Origin of the sequence: Danxiaibacter flavus (assembly GCF_041060425.1) — a bacterium.
Classification (GTDB): domain Bacteria; phylum Bacteroidota; class Bacteroidia; order Chitinophagales; family Chitinophagaceae; genus Danxiaibacter; species Danxiaibacter flavus.
In genome coordinates this window covers 340,251-359,116 of sequence record NZ_JAULBC010000005.1, presented here as the reverse complement: position 1 = coordinate 359,116, position 18,866 = coordinate 340,251, and the positions used below count along the sequence as shown (strand labels likewise).

The following is an 18,866-nucleotide window of genomic DNA, read 5'->3' as shown; positions in this document are numbered from 1 at the left end:
ACAGAGGACACGGAGTTTTTTTCACAGAGTTACACGGAAAAATATCTGTGCCTCAATGGCCAATATATTAATTACCGCAGCGCCCAAAGAAGCATTTCACGAAACAGAAACTCTGTGCAACTCCGTGAAAAAAACTCTATGTCCTCTGTGGTTTAAAAAAACGATTGCAACTATGCAACTTTTAAAGGAAAAGCCCCGCCTTTCATTCTGGCAGATATTCAACATGAGTTTTGGATTTCTGGGAATTCAGTTTGGATTTGCTTTACAAAACGGCAATGCCTCACGCATCCTGCAGACTTATGGTGCAGATGTAGAACATCTTTCTTTATTCTGGCTCGCTGCTCCCCTAACCGGTATGATCATTCAGCCGATTATTGGTCACTATAGCGACCGTACCTGGAACAGACTCGGCAGAAGGCGTCCCTATTTCCTGGCTGGTGCAATACTAACGTCCCTTGCATTGGTGCTGATGCCTAACTCTTCTTTCCTTGCAAGTATTTTGCCTCCATTGGTTATTGGCGCAGGTATGCTGATGATCATGGATGCATCCATCAATGTTGCAATGGAACCTTTTCGTGCCTTGGTTGCAGACAATTTACCGGATGATCAGCGAAGCGTCGGGTTCTCCATTCAAACCTTCCTGATTGGAGTAGGGGCCATTGTTGGATCAGCACTGCCATATATATTAACAGAATGGTTCGGTGTTGCAAAAACCGATAATCCCGGCATTGTGCCTTTTAATGTGAAACTGTCTTTCTATATTGGCGCATTTATATTACTAGCTTCGATAATCTGGACAATCACAACAACAAAAGAGTACTCTCCCGAAGAACGTGCGGCATTTGCGCCAACTGATGTTGAAGAAGAACACAAAGGCCTGTCTGCTATTGCAAAAGATTTTGCCAATATGCCCGCCACCATGAAACGATTGGGATTGGTTCAATTTTTTTCCTGGTTTGCATTGTTTTCTATGTGGGTATTTACTACCCCGGCTGTGGCGCAGCATATCTATAAAGTACCTGCTGGTGATACCAATTCTGCCGCTTATGCCGATGCTGGTAACTGGGTTGGTGTTTTATTCAGTATTTACAATGGCGTTTCTGCTGTGTATGCCTTGTGCCTGCCATTGATTGCAAAAAGATTTGGTCGTAAAAAGGCGCATGCATTTTCATTAATAGCCGGCGGACTTGGATTGTTATCTGTTTACTTCATCAGTAATCCTGATCTGTTGGTGATATCCATGGTTGGAATTGGTTTGGCCTGGGGAAGTATTCTCGCCATGCCTTATGCTATACTTGCAGGATCATTACCCGCGAAGAAAATGGGTGTTTATATGGGAATCTTCAACTTCTTCATCACATTTCCGCAGATCGTCAATGGATTCTTCGGCGGCTGGATCGTAAAACACTTTTATAACGGACAGGCCATTTATGCAATAGTGATTGCCGGTGTTTGTATGTTACTGGGGGCTGTGAGTGTGTTAAATGTAAAAGACGAACACAAATAAATCCGTAGGATTTGTTTTTAAACCATATAAGGCATATAAGAGAATATAAGGAATTCGTAGCCGTCCAAGGTTTTCTTATTGATTTTGCATTGGGTACTTACATTTCCTTATATGTCTTCTATACAACTAGTGAATAGTCAATGTTCACTGGTGAAGGTATGGTCTGGCTAAGTAAATTAATTCTCGTTTAAGTGCAATTGTTACCGTAGACAAAATTCTTACATTCTCTTATATGCCTTATATGGTTTAAAAATTTCGCTTCGGTCAGCTTATAGCTTTGGGCTTTAAGCTTTATCAGTTGTTTGCAAAGAAACGTCGGCGTGGCCGACACCTGACTTATATGGTTTGATTTTTCTTTATCTAAAATGAATATTTGAATTTGAATTAACAGCCTTGCCCGTAGGGCATTAAGCTCAATAGAACAAGCAGACAACATGAACATTCTTGTCCGTAGGACATTAACCCCATTACTAACAACCCAATCTAACTCGTTAACCTATGTAGCCCAAACACATCGCTTAAGCAAGACGCAATTTCAGGCTGCAAGAAGGATAAAAACGCCCAACAGGAAAGTATCAGCAAAATTGGCAAGGAAGAGCGCGGAGAGTTGATTAATATATTCAACGCTGCGTATATGTCCTACGGACAATAAGGTATTATAGGGCAACTTTCCTATTGAGCTTAATGCCCTACGGGCAATTGGCAGCTCGATGGTTCAAGCCGAAAATTTTTGATTTGCAATAAAGAAGTATCAGACTATTATAAACAACTATAAAACGCCTCAACAACCCTGTGTGTAGGACAATTAATTTCCTGGAAGGAAAAAATTTGATATAAATATGTTGATCGATCGAAATTATAAATGAATGTTGATATCGACACTTGATTTTATTTGCGATAAGCAAGAAGCCTCGCCAAACAAAACAACTTGCAATTTCACCAGCCTTGCCCGTAGGACATTAAGCTCAATAGAACAAGCAGACAACATGAACATTCTTGTCCGTAGGACATTAACCCCATTACTAACAACCCAATCTAACTCGTTAACCTATGTAGCCCAAACAAATCGCTGAAGCAAGACGCAGTTGCAGGCTGCAAGAAGGATAAAAACGCCTAACAGGAAAGTATCAGCAAAATTGGCAAGGAAGAGCGCGGAGAGTTGATTGGAATATTTAACGCAATTTATATGTCCTGCGGACAATAAGGTATTATAGGGCAACTTTTCTATTGAGCTTAATGCCCTACGGGCAATTGGCAGCTCGATGGTTCAAGCCGAAAATTTTTGATTTGCAATAAAGAAGTATCAGACTATTATAAACAACTATAAAACGCCTCAACAACCCTGTGTGTAGGACAATTAATTTCCTGGAAGGAAAAAATTTGATATAAATATGTTGATCGATCGAAATTATAAATGAATGTTGATATCGACACTTGATTTTATTTGCGATAAGCAAGAAGCCTCACCAAACAAAATAACTTGCAATTTCACGAGCCTTGCCCGTAGGGCATTAAGCTCAATAGAACAAGCAGACAACATGAACATTCTTGTCCGTAGGACATTAACCCCATTACCGACAACCCAATCTAACTCGTTAACCAATGTAGCCCAAACACATCGCCGAAGCAAGACGCAATTTCAGGCTGCAAGAAGGATAAAAACGCCTAACAGGAAAGTATCAGCAAAAGTGGCAAGGAAAAGCGCGGAGAGTTGATTAATACGTTCAACGCAGTGTATATGTCCTGCGGACAATAAGGTATTATAGGGCAACTTTTCTATTGAGCTTAATGCCCTACGGGCAATTGGCAGCTCGATGGTTCAAGCCGAAAATTTTTGATTTGCAATAAAGAAGTACCAGACTATTATAAACAATTATAAAACGTCTCAACAACCTTGTACGTAGGACATTTAATTTCCTGGAAGGAATAAATTTTGATATAAATGTGTTGATCGATCGAAATTATAAATGAATGTTGATATCGACACTTGATTTTATTTGCGATAAGCAAGAAGCCTCACCAAACAAAACAACTTGCAATTTCACCAGCCTTGCCCGTAGGGCATTAAGCTCAATAGAACAAGCAGACAACATGACCATTCTTGTCCGTAGGACATTAACCCAATTACTGACAACCTTATCTAACTTGTTAACCTATGTAGCCAAAACACATCGCTGAAATCTCCAAAACCCTCGCTTTTCAAAATCTGAATGATTGCTTCAAATGTTGCCAGCCTGTCGTCAAGATTGGAAAAGAACACAATGCTTACTTTCTTTTCCGGAATTAAGATCACATAATTATTAAACCCACATGTGCTGCCTGAATGAAACAGTACATGTTCGCTGCCGATCAATTCAAACCAGCCAGCGGCATAATATCTGTCTGGCCAATTGTTGATAGCGAAATGCAGGCGCTTCAATGCAGCAGATAAATCGATCAACTTATTTTGTTCCAATGCTTTTGTCCATTTTGCATAATCATGTAACGAAGTATAAATGCCACCGTCTCCTTTAGTTGCACTGGTTATACTTTGATCTGAGAAAATGATCCTGCCGTTATTGTCACGCGCATATCCCATCGCACGATATTGAATTAATGAATCTTTTTCATAAACAGTTGATTCTGTCATTTGCAGCGGTGCAAAAATTCTTGTCTTGATGAACGAAGCAAAAGATCGATGCGACACACGCTCGATGATCAATGCCAACAGACAAAATCCTGAATTGCTGTAGCGGAACTGCGTGCCAGGTTTAAAATAAGTTGTGTCGGTATGCGCTATTAAATCCAAAATATCTTTGTCCAACACCTGTGTTGTCCGGGTATCCGGAATCAATGATTCATAATCAATAATGCCTGAAGAATGAGTAAGCAGGTGGCGCACAAGAACAGGTTTTCCAACATTAGCGGGTAACTCAGGAAAATATTCGGAAATAGGATCATTCACTGAAAGTTTTCCATCTTTCTCCAAAAGAAGAATAGCCATCGCTGTAAACTGCTTGGAAACAGAAGCCATACGGAAGTTGGTGCGATCTGTAATCTTATAGCCTATCGAATCATTCGCCATACCCACCACGTTATTATATATCTCCTTTCCATTCTGCCGGATCATCAGTGCAAATCCCGGCTCCGTTGGTGATTGGGATTTGAAAAGCGAATCCAGCTTCTGAGACAACTGCGCTTTCCCGGAGAACGAAACAATCAAGCCGATTATAAGCAGGAAAGTAATTGACAATGGAAATTTTACAATTGAAAATGACGGAAGTAGTAATTTTAAGTCGTTGTTTTTCATTCTGCTCAAGTTAAACATTAGTGGGGGTTTTTAACCACAGAGAACACAGAGTTTTTCACGGAGTTTCACAGAAAGAAAATTTGAGCTCAGTGACGAAAATTAAAAACTGCGAAGTAGGATTGACGAAGTACTTAAGTGTAGGAGATAGCAATTACATGAGCTGATACCAGATTAAAGAGCTGTGTAAAAAAGATTAAAGGGCAATCGTTTGAAGGGAGACAGAAATACTACTGAAAATAATAATCGGTAGAAGCTAATTGAAAAGAGTGAACAATGGCTGCGCTTTGGAGAGGCGCTGGCGGCAAAGCGGCCGGAGGCTTTCGCGCTTGCCTTGATCTTTTGAACATAGCAAAAAATTGAGACTGCTAGCTTCAGTTCGCAACTTCTGTTGTTAAGATAATCTAAGCGGAGGTTTTACCACAGAGTTAAAGCAGTTTTTACACAAAGTAACACAGGAAAAAGACCTCTGTGCTTCAGTGTCTCAGAGGCAAAACATATTATGATTCAGGTCAGAGTAATATCGTATAAATTCTGCGTTACTCTGTGAAAAAAAACTCTATGCCCTCTGTGGTTAAATAACCTCATCCTATCACCCATGACAAAACCCACACTGCCAAAAAACTCGTCACTCCCATCAATATACTCGCAACACTATAAGTCTTTAGCATCGTCTTCATCTCCAATCCTGAAAACTTGGATACCACCCAGAAATATGCATCATTTGCATGAGACACACACATAGATCCGGCGCCCATTGCCAGCACGACAAGCATAGGTCCGTTAGAACCTGTAATATGTAGTGCGGGTAACAACGGATGCACAATTGACGCTGCTGTTATTATTGCCACAGTTGACGAACCTTGCGCAGTTTTTAGCAAACATGTCAATAAAAAAGGAAACAGCAATCCCATGCCGCTTAATGAAAGCGATTGACTCACATGCATGCCGATATTGGTTTCAGCCAGTACAGCGCCGAACGCACCGCCCGCTCCTATGATCACAAGAATACCACCTGCTTTTTCCGCAGCGTCCTGCAACAATGCTCCCAATGTTTTTTTATTCCAGTTACGACCACAATTCAAAGCAAGCAAAACACTAATAGATAAGGCAATCACCGGATCGCCCAATATGGAAATAATGTTCATCAAAAAGCCTCCATCTTTAGCTTCAATCGAAAAGAAAGATTTTAAAGCGATTAACACAATCGGAACAACGATGGGTAAAAAAGCCCGCATAACGGACGGTGGATTTATGTTGCCGGTGCCTTTTTCTTCCTCTTCAGAATGTTCAGGTAAAAGAGGCGTATTACGTCCGGAATAACGCGCGTACAAATGGCCGACCAACGCAGCGGGTATAGCAATCAGGCTTCCCCATAAGATCAACTTGCCGAAATCGATACCCATCGTTCCTGCTGCGGCAGAAGCACCAGGATGCGGAGGAATAAGGCAGTGAACAGAATACAATCCCGTTGCCATTGAGACAGCCATAACGGCTATAGGTTGCGCCGCTTTCCGTGCAATGGAATTGTTGAGACCACTTAATACTATATAGCCGGAGTCGCAAAAAATAGGCAATCCAACAATAAATCCTGTGATGCTCATGGCAAGTGGAGCCCGTTTATGTCCGACTTTACCAAGAATATAATTTGCCAGTACGCTGGTGCTCCCCGTGTATTCAAGGATTACACCAATAGTTGTTCCCAATACTATGATCAACCCGAGCGACTGCATAATATTTCCAAAGCCTTTCTTTACTGTCGTAATGATCTCTTCAACGGGCATTTGCATGCCAAGTCCTACTACAAAACTCGCGATCAATAAAGCAAAAAAAGCGTGAACACGCCATACAGACGTTAGCAACACAATAATGGCAATACCTGCAACAAGGCAAAGCAAAACCTGTGGAAGAGGAATATTCATCATTCAAGATACTTGATTAATTGACAATTGAAAGTTGAAAATTGACAATGATTGGTGATTAATAGTGCTTAATAACAGTTATGGCTACACGGAGAAATACAGGAGAAGACACAGAGCTCCACAGAGCGCGTGATGCAGATCTGCCGTCTCATCTTCGCTGTGTGTACCACATGATTTAGTTGAAGTGACGATGCGAGTCCAGACTTGCAAATTGTCCCGTACTCGTTTCTCCTCCGCTAGTCATTTTCAATTGTCCCTTTTCAATTGTCAATTAAATATTATTATAGACTTCATCTATGAATTAATAGAAACTAACAATTTTTTTCTATTACTTCCGTCCCGCATCTTTGCACCCGATTTTAAATCTATTTATTACAAAATAAGTAGTTACGCATTAAAATTTACAAACATGAGCAAAGTATTATCAATCGGTAGTCAGTTCCCCGCTTTTAAGAAGAAAGCAGTAGTATCATTGGAAAAAGGAAAAGAGTTTACAGAAATCACCAATGAAATAGCAACAGCAGAAGGTAAATGGACAGTAATGTTCTGGTGGCCTAAAGATTTCACTTTCGTGTGTCCTACAGAAATAGCTGAATTCAGCAAAAAGAATAGCGAGTTTGCAGATCGCGATACGGTATTGATCGGTGCTTCTACAGATTCTGAGTTTGTTCACCTGGCCTGGAGAAAAGATCACGCTGATCTGCGCGACCTGAAAATTCCTATGCTGGCAGACACTTCTAAATCTTTAGCTGAAGAATTAGGTATCCTGGATGCAGAAGAAAAGATTGCATACCGCGCTACATTCATTATCGATCCACACGGTATTGTGCGTTGGGTAAGTGTTTACGATCTTAATGTAGGCCGTAACGTACAGGAAGTATTGCGCGTGTTGGATGCTTTGCAGACAGATGAACTTTGCCCCTGCAACTGGAAACAAGGCGAAGAGACTTTGACTGCTAAGTTGAATATGAACTAATCTACACTTCATTTGCAAAGGCAGATGATCACCATCTGCCTTTTTCTAAAACATTATAATTATGAGTACAGCTATTCAAAACGAAACATTCTCCAATTTGCTTAACGATCTTGGATTGGCAGACCATAATCTTTCATCAACCACTATCGCCCTCTTAGAAACGGAACATCGCTATATTAAAGACCTTAAAATAAATGTGGGGAACGTTCTTAACAACACCCAATATTTAAATAAGAAAGAGGCTTTATTGTTAGCATTGGCCGTTGCAACCAATGAAAAGTATGAGCCTTTAAAAGAAAGCTTTTTACAGCAGGCTCGTGAAGAAGGCGCAACAGAAGCAGAAATTGCAGAGATCGTGGCGTGCACTTCACTGATGAACGCAAACAATATCTTTTATCGTTTCCGTCATTTCACCAACAAAGAATTTTATAACACACAGCCTGCAGGTATCAAAATGAGCATCATGATGAATCCTGTGTTGGGCAAGGAATTCTTTGAATTAACAAGTCTTGTGATCAGCTCCATCAATGGTTGCGAAATGTGCGTAACATCACATGAACAATCGGTTCTGCAGCATGGCAGCTCTGAAGCAAGAGTATTGGAATCAGTTAAGTTAGGCGCTATTGTTAAAAGCCTGATCACAGTGTTAGCTTAATGGGGTTGTACGTTGTAAGTTATACGTTTTACGTATATCGTAGCGAAGGATGGCGTGAGTAATTTTATTTAGTTCACCAGGAAGGATTTTGATGCGTTATGGGTTGGACCTGTCAGGTTCAGCTCGTAACGCTTTTTAGCTATCAGCTGTTAGCTGTTAGCTTTGAGATATCGGATATCAGGTATCAGGTATCAGGTATCAGGTGTTGCGCGCCGGAAATTACTTCGAATCTATTTAGTAAAAGCTTCAATATCCCGGACCACTCACATTCCGGTTAATATTAAATAAATCCCGTCAATCCTTAAATCCCAAAAATCCTGGTCCCGGCAGCTCCCAGCCCGTCTTGACAAAAATCAATCATTTTATTAAAATTCTCATCCCAATCGCAGAGCGCTTTTTGCTGTTTTAAAATCCCCGTACACATTCAGGTTCATTTGTTCAGACATTCGTACAAACAACCCTCAAAATCAATAAAATCCACTATTAACTTTTTAAATTTTGAATTATTTGTTGGGAGCTACCTCAGAAATCTGTAATTTGGTTGAACATTATTAAGCTGCCAATAAAACACTAATGTTCAATAGCGATTGTTTTTTTCGATCCAGGTTACTTTGGATAGGTGCCGGTTTTTCTGCCTTGCTGCTTGCTGCTACAGTTGGATGTAATAATAAGAACGGATCTGCGGAGTCGATGCCGGATGTTGTTAGCTATAATTTTAACATACGCCCGATATTATCAGACAAATGTTTCGCATGTCACGGTCCCGATGCCAATAAGCGGCAGGCGCACTTGCGTCTGGATATTGCCGAATCTGCCTATGCGCCTCTGACTGAAACAAAGGGAGCATATGCTATTGTGCCCGGTAAACCGGAACAAAGTGAATTGTTCAAACGCATCAGTTCACAGGATCCTACCTACCAGATGCCTACACCGGAATCGCATCTTGGATTACTAAACGAACATGAAGTTGCACTTTTTAAAAAATGGATAAAACAGGGTGCGAAATATGAACGCCACTGGGCTTTTATTGCGCCAAAGAAAGCGCCGGTTCCAAAAGTAAAAGATGAAAAGTGGCCAAAGAATGAACTGGACAATTTCATTATGGCGAAAATGGAACAAAAGGGCTTATCTCCAAATGAAGAAGCTGATAAAGAAAGACTATTAAAAAGAGTTTCGTTTGACTTAACCGGGTTGCCGCCGTCAATTCAAATGATGGATGACTTTCTGAATGACAAAAGTCCGAATGCTTACGAAAAGGTTGTCGACAGATTGATGCAGAACACAGCTTACGGAGAGAAAATGGCACAGCACTGGCTGGACGTAGCACGTTACTCTGATTCTTACGGATACCAGGATGACAACATCCGTTCTCAATGGCCCTGGCGCGACTGGGTAATTCATGCATTTAATGAAAATCTCCCTTACGATAAATTTCTTACCTGGCAGATTGCCGGCGATATGCTTCCTGATGCAAACAAGGAACAGATCCTCGCAACCGGTTTTTTCCGCAACCATAAGTACACAGAAGAAGGGGGTGTTATTCCGGAAGAGTACAGAATTGAATATATACTTGATAAAACAAAAACTTATGGCAAGGGTATTATGGGCATCACAATAGAATGCGCTCAGTGTCATGATCACAAATACGATCCTTTCAGCCAGAAGGATTATTACGAGCTTTTTGCATTTTTCAACAATACAAAAGAAAAAGGATATGAAGGTGATGTTAGCACATCTAAACCAGCCAAGAATCCGCTGATGCAAATTACGCAAGAGGACAGGCAGAAGCTGCTTTCATTCATCAACTATAAAGATACGAACGCTCTTACTGTTTCTGTAATGGGGGAACTGGATACGGCGCGCAAGACTTATATACTGAAACGCGGCGTATACGATGCGCCCTCTGTTGAAGTGCAGCCAACTGCCGTTGCTGCTATAATGAAGTATGACACGACTAAATTTCAGCGTAACCGTCTTGGATTGGCAGAATGGACGATCGATCGAAACAATCCACTAACGGCCCGCGTATTTGTGAATCAAATGTGGCAAGAAGTTTTTGGTCGCGGTCTTGTTAAAACAACCGGCGACTTCGGTATGCAGGGCGAATTGCCTTCTCATCCTGAACTGCTGGACTGGCTTGCTATAGATTTTATGGAACACGGCTGGGATATTAAACGCCTGATGAAGCAAATGGTAATGAGTGCCACCTACAGGCAGTCAACTAAAACAACGGACCAAAAACAAGGTATTGATCCGGAAAACGTTTATTTGTCGCATGGTCCCCGCAACAGGTTAACCGCTGAATTTGTACGTGATATGGTTCTGTCAAGCAGTGGATTGCTTGTAAGAACAATTGGCGGACCAAGTGTAAAGCCATATCAGCCAAAAGGTTTGTGGGAAGCTGCATCAAGTGGCAGAGGTGTATTAGCAACTTATCAACAGGATCACGGCGATGCCTTATATAGAAGAGGTATGTACACGTTTATCAAATTAACCGTGCCGCCTCCATCTATGATTGTATTTGATGCCAGCAACCGCGATCAATGTGAAGTAAAACGCTTAAAGACAAATACGCCGCTGCAGGCATTGATCATGCTAAATGATCCGACAGTGCTGGAAGCATCACGCGTGCTTGCACAAAAACTGGAAGCGGAACCTGGCTCTGCAACGGATAAAATAAACAAAGCGTTCCGCCTGATCATTTGCAGAAAAGCAACGGACGCAGAGATGAAGATCCTCCAAAGTTATTATGACGATCAATTGCAGGAATTCAAACAAAAGAAGCTGGACGCACAGAAAACTTTGAACGTAGGTGAATTCCACAAGAACGACAGGCTGGAGCAGAATTCCCTGGCATCTCTGATGAAAACCATCAGCGCGATTTATAACATGGAAGAAGCAATAACGAAGTCATAGCTGTGAGCTGTTAGCTATCAGCAGTCAGCTTTTAAAACTCGCTAATTGAAAATTCCGTCTTTAACAATAAAAATATCGCTGCGTCGCTGCCTCTTTGCGACCGCCGCGTGAAGCATAAAAAATCGTCGCGCCGCCGCTTCGTTGCGTCCGCCGCGAGAAAAAAATAAAAATGGAAAAGGAAATCCTCGAACACGGACTAAACTACAACCGCCGCAAGTTTTTATCAAGGCTTAGCCTTGGTATTGGCAGCATGGCATTGGGTTCTCTATTGATTCCCGATCTGTTTAGTAGCGGGAGTGAAGAAACAATTATGGCGGGCTTACCGCATTTTGCGCCAAAAGCCAAGCGCATCATTTATCTTTTTCAAAACGGCGCTCCGTCCCAACTGGACCTGTTTGACTATAAGCCAAAGTTGCAGGAAATGCACGGGCAGGATCTTCCTGCAAGCATACGCATGGGCCAACGCTTAACTGGGATGACAGCTGATCAGACACATTTTCCACTGGCCGGGACTGTCTTTAAATTTGGTGAATATGGTCGCGCGCGTGCCCAGATCAGTGAATTGTTGCCATATACTGCCGGTGTAGCGGATGATCTGTGTATTATCAAAACCATATGGACAGAAGCCATTAACCACGATCCTGCCTTGACGTTCTTCCAAACGGGGGCACAAGTGGGCAACAGACCGAGCATGGGCGCATGGTTAAGCTATGGCCTCGGAAGTGAGAATAAAAACCTGCCGGCATTTTGTGTATTGCTCTCTAAAGGCAAGGGCAACGGACAGGGGGTGTATTCAAAACTCTGGAGTAATGGATTTTTGGATTCAATACACCAGGGCGTACAATTCAGCAGCGGTGAAAATCCTGTATTATACCTGAACAATCCGGATGCGATTGATAAGGCGGACAGAAGAAAAATGCTGGACAAGATTGCTGAATTGAACACTGCTTCTTACCAGCAGTTTGGCGATCCCGAAATAAACACCAAGATCCAGCAATATGAAATGGCTTTCCGCATGCAGACAGCCGTGCCGGAAATAACAGATATGAGTAAAGAGCCGGAATCAATCATTAAATTATACGGCCCTGATTGCCTGGTTCCGGGAACATACGCAGCAAACTGTTTGCTTGCCCGCAAACTCAGTGAGAACGGTGTACGCTTTGTGCAGTTGTACCACCAGGGTTGGGATGCACATGGCGATTTGCCGGGACAAATTAAAGGTCAGTGTAAAGACGTTGACCAGGCTAGTGCAGCGTTAATAACAGATCTTAAACAACGTGGACTGTTAGATGAAACGCTGGTGATCTGGGGTGGTGAATTTGGCCGCACCAACTATTGCCAGGGAAAATTAACCCTCGATAATTACGGAAGAGACCATCACCCAAGATGCTTTACTGTATGGATGGCAGGAGGTGGCGTTAAGCCGGGTGTATATGGCGAAACCGATGAGTTTGGCTATAACATTGCAAGTAATCCGGTGCACGTTCACGACTTCCACGCAACAATTTTAAACCAGATGGGATTGGATCATGAAAAACTCACCTTCAGGCATTTGGGCAGGCGCTATCGCCTGACAGATGTGGCAGGCAAAGTAATTAAAGATCTGATCGCTTAAAATATTACATCGAACTCTCCTTAACACAACAAAAATTATGAACCGCAGAAAATTCTTACAACAAACCTCTTTTGCTACCGGCGGCATTTTGATTATGCAGGACTTGTTTGCAAAAGAAAAAGGCAAAGTATACGGCTACAACAATATGAGTTATACATTGGATACAGCATGGAGCAAAGCCAACCCCACGCAATATCCGGTGAACGACTGTCACGAAATGGTGCAGGATAAACACGGCCGTATTTTTCTGCTTACCAACGAAACAAAGAACAACATTCTTGTTTACAACACAAAGGGTAAACTGTTGGAGAGCTGGGGACATGAATTTCCCGGTGCACACGGTTTAACGCTCCATAATGAAAATGGAACAGAGTATTTATATATTACCGATACAGCAAAACACCAGGTGTATAAAACAACAATGGACGGCAAGATTCTGTTGACCATCAGTACGCCAATGGATCCGGGAATCTATAAAAAAGCGGAGGAATTTGTTCCTACCGAAACAACCATTGATGAAAATGGAGACATCTTCATTGCCGATGGTTACGGAGCACAGTATGTGTTGCAATATGACAGCAAAGGAAATCTGAAGCATTATTTTGGTGGCAGGGGAGAAGGAGATGAGCATCTGGATAATGCGCACGGTATAGTGTTTGACAAACGTAGCGGTGAAACAACTTTGCTTGTTACAGACAGAACGCGTAATTGCTTCAAACGTTTTACAAAAGAAGGCAAGTTGCTTGAAGTGATCAAATTGCCTGGCGCATGTGTATGCCGCCCGGTAATTCATAAGGATCATTTATATGCCGCTGTGTTGCGCTCTCCGGATATGAAGCTGGAAGGTTCCGGCTTTGTAACCATCCTGGATAAGGACAATAAAGTAGTAAGCAATATTGGTGGAAGCGAACCTAAATATGTAAACGGTGTACTGCAACCAATGCAACAGACAGAAAAAATATTTGTTCATCCACACGACGTATGTGTTGACAGCGATGAAAACTTATATGTTGCGCAGTGGGCTTCAGGAAAAGTTTATCCTTATAAATTAAAGAGAACAGCGTAGGGCAAAGTACGAAGTAAGAAGTACGAGGTACGAAAGGTTCGGGCCGGTTGGAAATACACAAACCGGCTTATATTATAAGTTCCTTTTTAAGACCTGCGCTTTTCGTCTTCGTAGTTTTCTGTTTTAACAATAAAATTGTTACGAATGTTAGGTGCTGTCAAACCTAGGTACTACGTACTTCGTAACTCGTACTCATAACAACCAGTTTGCTTTAGATTTCATGAAAATTAAAAAACTTGTAGCGGCGTCCCTGCTTCCTTTAAACATCTTATTGTTTTTTCTGTTGGTGTTTAGTAGCAGATTGGTGGTACCATCATGGTTGCAGGTGATAGGTCGTATGCACCCACTGATTTTACACTTTCCTATTGTATTGGTTTTGCTCTATGTGGCGTGGCAACTATTTGCTTCAGAGAATTTAAAATCACATCAGTGGTACAAAGATGTTACTGACATCCTGCTGCTTGCAGCTGCGCTTTCAGCGGCCGTTACAGCTTTAATGGGATTGTTTCTTTCAAGAGAACCGGGTTACGATTCCGACGCGATAGCCTGGCACAAATGGCTGGGTGCATCCACTTCTTTTGTCCTCTACGCTTTTTATTCTTTCAGACTAAAAATAGAAAGAGGCGGATTGTTTTCTTATGCCTCAGCATTGTCGATCGCTGTTTTAATTGCCATTGCTTCACATCTGGGAGCAAACATTACCCACGGTGAAAACTTTGTACTGGCACCGGTAACTCCCGACAAGAAAAAGCAAGTCGCTCCTTTAGAGGATGCGGTCGTATATGCCGATCTCGTGCAACCGATACTCCAGGCAAAATGTATGGGTTGCCATAACAGCAGCAAGGCGAAGGGTGAGTTGGTTATGGATACAAAAGAGTTGTTGTTGAAAGGTGGCAAGAATGGAAAACTGTGGGATTCCGGCAGGGCCGATCTTGGTTTAATGATGCATCGCATTCATCTTCCGGAAGAAGAAAAAGAACACATGCCGCCGGCGGGAAAACCTCAGTTAAGTATAGAGGAGATGTCCATTTTATATGCATGGATCAAAGGCGGCTCTTTATTTGATAAAAGGGTTATCGATTTGCCTGAGAAAGACACGTTGCGTGTTCTCGCGACGAAAGTCTTAAAGCAATCTGCCGACGAGCAGTATGATTTTGCTGCTGCCGATGAAAAACAAATCCAGAAACTAACAAACAACAATCGTATAATATCCCAGGTGGCTATAGGCTCTCCGGCGTTAGTTGTAAATTTCTACAACAAACCGTTTTATGATTCCAAACAACTGGAAGAATTAAAGCCTTTGGAAAACCAGGTGGTAGAATTGAACCTGGAAAACATGGGTGTAAAGGATGAAGATCTTAAAATCATCAGCAGGTTCAAGAATCTGAGAAAACTGAATCTCAACTTTACAGCTGTAACGGGAAAAACATTGGGAGAGTTGAAAAACCTTCAATTCCTTAAAAGCCTTTCACTTTCCGGTACAACCGTAAAATCGGGCGATCTTACTGCTCTTACATCTTTACCGAAACTAAAAACGGTGTATTTGTGGAACACGTCTGTAGTATCAAAGGATGCTGAATATCTTGCATCTAAGAACAAGAACATCAGTTTTCAAACCGGATTCAAAGGGGATACTGTTGTATTAAAATTGACGCCTCCTATTTTTCAGAATGAACAGCCCATCATAACGGCCCAACCATTGCCGTTGGAGCTGAAACAATATGTAAACGGCACGACCATTCGCTATACGTTGGATGGAAAAGATCCTGACAGCGTAAACTCCCCGGTTTATGACAAAAATGTGGTGTTAAAAGAGGATGTCACCGTCAGGGCTAAAGCTTTTAAGCCGGGATGGATCAGTAGCGATATTATCCAGGAACACTTTTTCAAAACAACTTATGTTGCAGACAGTGCCGTGTTAGTGACGCGACCGGATGCGAGATATAAAGGCGCCGGTGCGAAAACACTAATTGACCTGGATAAAAGCGATTTGAACGCGGGCAGTGGCAAATGGCTCGGTTACAAGGATAGCAATATGGTGGCCGTAATGATGTACAACAAACCGGTAGAAGCAAAAAATGTAACAATTAGCCTTCTCAAAGATATAAACGGTTATATATTTCCTCCGGTAAGAGCCGAAATATGGGGTGGCACAGATGAAAAAAACATGGCTTTGCTTTCCCGCATTGAGCCGAAACAACCGGAAAAGACGGAAACTGAAAGAATAAATATTTCTGTTTCCTGCGACTTTAAACCAACAACGGTTAAATGTCTTAAAATAGTGCTTGTTCCTATCGCCAAACTTCCGGAGTGGCATGGCGGAAAAGGCAGTAAAGGGTGGATTTTTGTAGATGAGGTATTTGTAAACTAAGGCCGATTAATTTTTGTTTATCCCGGAAACAAACTGAACAATAACGATTATTGATTGTTAGGAAGTTAGATACAGCTCTGCCCGCGATTGCGGCGTGCTGTCATCACTTAATCCTAAAATGTCAAATAGAAGTTATGTCCAAAAAGCTGCTTCTTGTAATAATCGCCACTGTGTTTAGTGCCTTATTGCATGCGCAAACTGCTCGCTGTGCGTTTGAAAACTTGTTTACCATTAAACCGGGTATGAGTAAACCTACGGTTGTAGATACCATTAATAGCAGATACAGCAATATAAAGCTGGTTAACACCGAATCGGAAAAGAGGCCTCCTTACGGCAGTGGCGGCGACTCAATTGTCCTGGAAACATTGACATACAAGGCTGGCGGAATTAAAATACCTTGTTTTAATGGCACCAATAATGTATTGAGAATGGATTTCGCCGATGATAAATTGTATAAGGCATACATAGGCACTGAGTATTCTCAATTAAAATATCCCGACCTTATGAGCAACTTTAATGCGCTCAGAAACAGCATAAAGAAATCGTGGAAGTTTGAGCACGAAATAAAGGTTTCAGGAAGCAATGTGGAAGGTTTTGGCTATGCCTACACAAAGAATCAGGAAAAAACCAACAAGCCAGAAACATGCACTTTGCAATATGTAAAAATCAAAGGCAGTTCCCCCTCTGCCGACAAATATATACTTGAGGTGATCTGGGCGAATTTGCAGAACACGCGTATGGAGGGATCAGCGTATTGAGGGGAGGTATTAGGTTTCAGGTTTCCGGTGTAAGGCTTGAGGTTTAAGATGTGAGGCAAGAGATTTCCTCGCACTTGAAATACTATTTCATAAGTTGCTTATAATCCTTCTAATAGTATCTCCAATCCATGTAGTTTCCGGCTGCGTGGTTTTACTCCATCGCTTCTGCGATTAATAGCCCATAGCTATCGGTGGTCTTTTTGCAGCACTGAGCCACAAGATTTACCGGAGTAAACCTTTCAATTCCCGGCTTTTGATCAATCACTGTTAACATTTACTTCGGTTCTCACACCTGAGTACTTCGCAACTCGTACTTATTATACATCGCACATCTAAAACCGTACATCTAACATTGTACATCGCCTCACATCGTACATAAAAAGCCTTACATTTACGCCACTTAAACAATAGCTATGGCACAAATTAAAGTGATCGGGAAAAGAAAAAGAATAGCATTGGTGGCCCACGACCATAAAAAAAATGACCTGATTGATTGGGTTGTGTATAATAAAACCGTTCTGTCACGACACGAATTATTTGCTACCGGAACAACCGGCCGCATGGTGGAAGACGCATTGGACAGACCGATCAAAAAATTATTAAGTGGTCCTTTAGGTGGCGATCAGCAGATTGGAGCAATGATTGCCGGTGGTGAAATTGATGTGCTGATCTTTTTCTGGGATCCTATGTCGTCACAGCCGCACGATAGTGATGTAAAAGCCCTGTTGAGATTGGGCGTTGCATGGAACATTCCGATGGCTTGCGATCGTGCTACTGCTGATTTTATTATGACGTCGCCGTTTATGCACGAAGAATATGAAACTATTCTCCCCAGCTATACCGATTATCTTAAAAGACCGATCGAGGAAAAAATATAGTAACGCATAGTTCTGGGACTGATAACTCCGCATTGCCCGAAGTCGTTTGCCGCAATTTTTACAACGTTTATCCAAGTTTCGATTGTATATGAGCCAGGTAATACTCCGTCAGTGGAAACGTGAAGATGCACAACAGCTGGCTCTTATAGCCAATAACAGAAATATCTGGAACAATGTGCGTGACAGATTGCCAAGTCCATACACCGTTATGGATGCCCTGCAGTGGATCAATCATTGCCTGAGCGAAAAACCTCATTTGAATTTTGCCATAGAATGTGAACACAAAGTTGTAGGTAGCATTGGTTGTGTTTTAAAAGACGATGTGTACCGGAAAAATGTGGAAATAGGTTATTTTATTGGTGAGCCGTATTGGGGTAACGGAATAGCAACAGCCGCGGTCAAAGAAATGCTCGTCTACATACAAAAACAGTTTAACGTAATCCGCATTTATGCAGAAGTGTTTGAACACAACAAAGCCTCAATGGAAGTATTACGCAAAAACGGTTTTTATCTCGAGTCTATTCGCCGCAAAGCAGCCATAAAAAACAATGAGATAATTGACGATTATATATGGGTGAAACTGTTGGTTAGTTGAAAATTCCTGCCCGACAAGTCATTCAGGCGGGGACAGTTGACAATTGAAAATGAAGGGAATTGCAGGTCGGGCCGCCCTTTCCTTGTGCAATCCAAAAAGATGACAGTACACTTTTTGTTGGTAGCCCGTAGGGCTTTAAGCTCAATAGAGGTCCAGCACACAAGGGCTTTATTGTCCGTAGGATATTAACTCCTTTATTTGGTTAAAGCCCTAAAGGACTATGAGGTTCTCGATTGGATTGTTTCTATTGAGCTTAATTCCCTACGGGAAAAATTGGGACTGTTATAAAATCTGTCATTTAGCACGACCGGAGACATCTCC

The 18,866-nt window shown here is 41.9% G+C and carries 12 protein-coding genes; 10 read left to right on the top strand and 2 right to left on the bottom strand.

The window, feature by feature from the left end; genetic code table 11:
• The first annotated feature begins 172 nt into the window (after nt 1–172).
• Nucleotides 173–1,507, top strand: a complete 1,335-nt coding sequence (locus QTN47_RS16395) for an MFS transporter (RefSeq protein ID WP_369330481.1) — start codon at nt 173–175, stop codon at nt 1,505–1,507.
• A 2,140-nt stretch (nt 1,508–3,647) separates the two neighbouring features.
• Here QTN47_RS16395 and QTN47_RS16390 read toward each other — a convergent pair.
• Nucleotides 3,648–4,796, bottom strand: coding sequence for a serine hydrolase domain-containing protein (locus QTN47_RS16390; RefSeq protein ID WP_369330480.1), 1,149 nt, complete (start codon nt 4,794–4,796; stop codon nt 3,648–3,650).
• A gap of 581 nt (nt 4,797–5,377) precedes the next feature.
• On the bottom strand, nt 5,378–6,718 hold the full coding sequence (locus tag QTN47_RS16385; RefSeq protein ID WP_369330479.1) for a GntP family permease: 1,341 nt from the start codon (nt 6,716–6,718) through the stop codon (nt 5,378–5,380).
• A gap of 406 nt (nt 6,719–7,124) precedes the next feature.
• Between QTN47_RS16385 and QTN47_RS16380 the strand changes: the two genes are divergently transcribed.
• From QTN47_RS16380 to QTN47_RS16340, 9 genes are all read left to right on the top strand, one after another.
• Nucleotides 7,125–7,691 carry a peroxiredoxin gene (locus QTN47_RS16380; protein WP_369330478.1) on the top strand — a complete coding sequence of 189 codons (567 nt, stop codon included), beginning with the start codon at nt 7,125–7,127 and terminating at the stop codon, nt 7,689–7,691.
• Nucleotides 7,692–7,752: 61 nt separating this feature from the next.
• Complete coding sequence (locus QTN47_RS16375; RefSeq protein ID WP_369330477.1) at nt 7,753–8,346, top strand: carboxymuconolactone decarboxylase family protein; 594 nt, start codon at nt 7,753–7,755, stop codon at nt 8,344–8,346.
• A 573-nt stretch (nt 8,347–8,919) separates the two neighbouring features.
• On the top strand, nt 8,920–11,262 hold the full coding sequence (locus tag QTN47_RS16370) for a PSD1 and planctomycete cytochrome C domain-containing protein (RefSeq protein WP_369330476.1): 2,343 nt from the start codon (nt 8,920–8,922) through the stop codon (nt 11,260–11,262).
• 169 nt (nt 11,263–11,431) lie between these two features.
• Nucleotides 11,432–12,877 carry a DUF1501 domain-containing protein gene (locus tag QTN47_RS16365; RefSeq protein WP_369330475.1) on the top strand — a complete coding sequence of 482 codons (1,446 nt, stop codon included), beginning with the start codon at nt 11,432–11,434 and terminating at the stop codon, nt 12,875–12,877.
• 37 nt (nt 12,878–12,914) lie between these two features.
• Nucleotides 12,915–13,943 (top strand): NHL repeat-containing protein, encoded by a 1,029-nt coding sequence (locus QTN47_RS16360; RefSeq protein ID WP_369330474.1) that lies wholly within the window; start codon nt 12,915–12,917, stop codon nt 13,941–13,943.
• A 220-nt stretch (nt 13,944–14,163) separates the two neighbouring features.
• Entirely contained in the window at nt 14,164–16,314 is a 2,151-nt protein-coding gene (locus QTN47_RS16355) for an FN3 associated domain-containing protein (RefSeq protein WP_369330473.1), read from the top strand.
• Nucleotides 16,315–16,448: 134 nt separating this feature from the next.
• Complete coding sequence (locus QTN47_RS16350; protein WP_369330472.1) at nt 16,449–17,072, top strand: hypothetical protein; 624 nt, start codon at nt 16,449–16,451, stop codon at nt 17,070–17,072.
• Nucleotides 17,073–17,485: 413 nt separating this feature from the next.
• Nucleotides 17,486–17,950 carry a methylglyoxal synthase gene (locus tag QTN47_RS16345; RefSeq protein ID WP_369330471.1) on the top strand — a complete coding sequence of 155 codons (465 nt, stop codon included), beginning with the start codon at nt 17,486–17,488 and terminating at the stop codon, nt 17,948–17,950.
• Between the two features lie 88 nt (nt 17,951–18,038).
• On the top strand, nt 18,039–18,545 hold the full coding sequence (locus QTN47_RS16340; RefSeq protein WP_369330470.1) for a GNAT family N-acetyltransferase: 507 nt from the start codon (nt 18,039–18,041) through the stop codon (nt 18,543–18,545).
• The last annotated feature ends 321 nt before the right edge of the window (nt 18,546–18,866 follow it).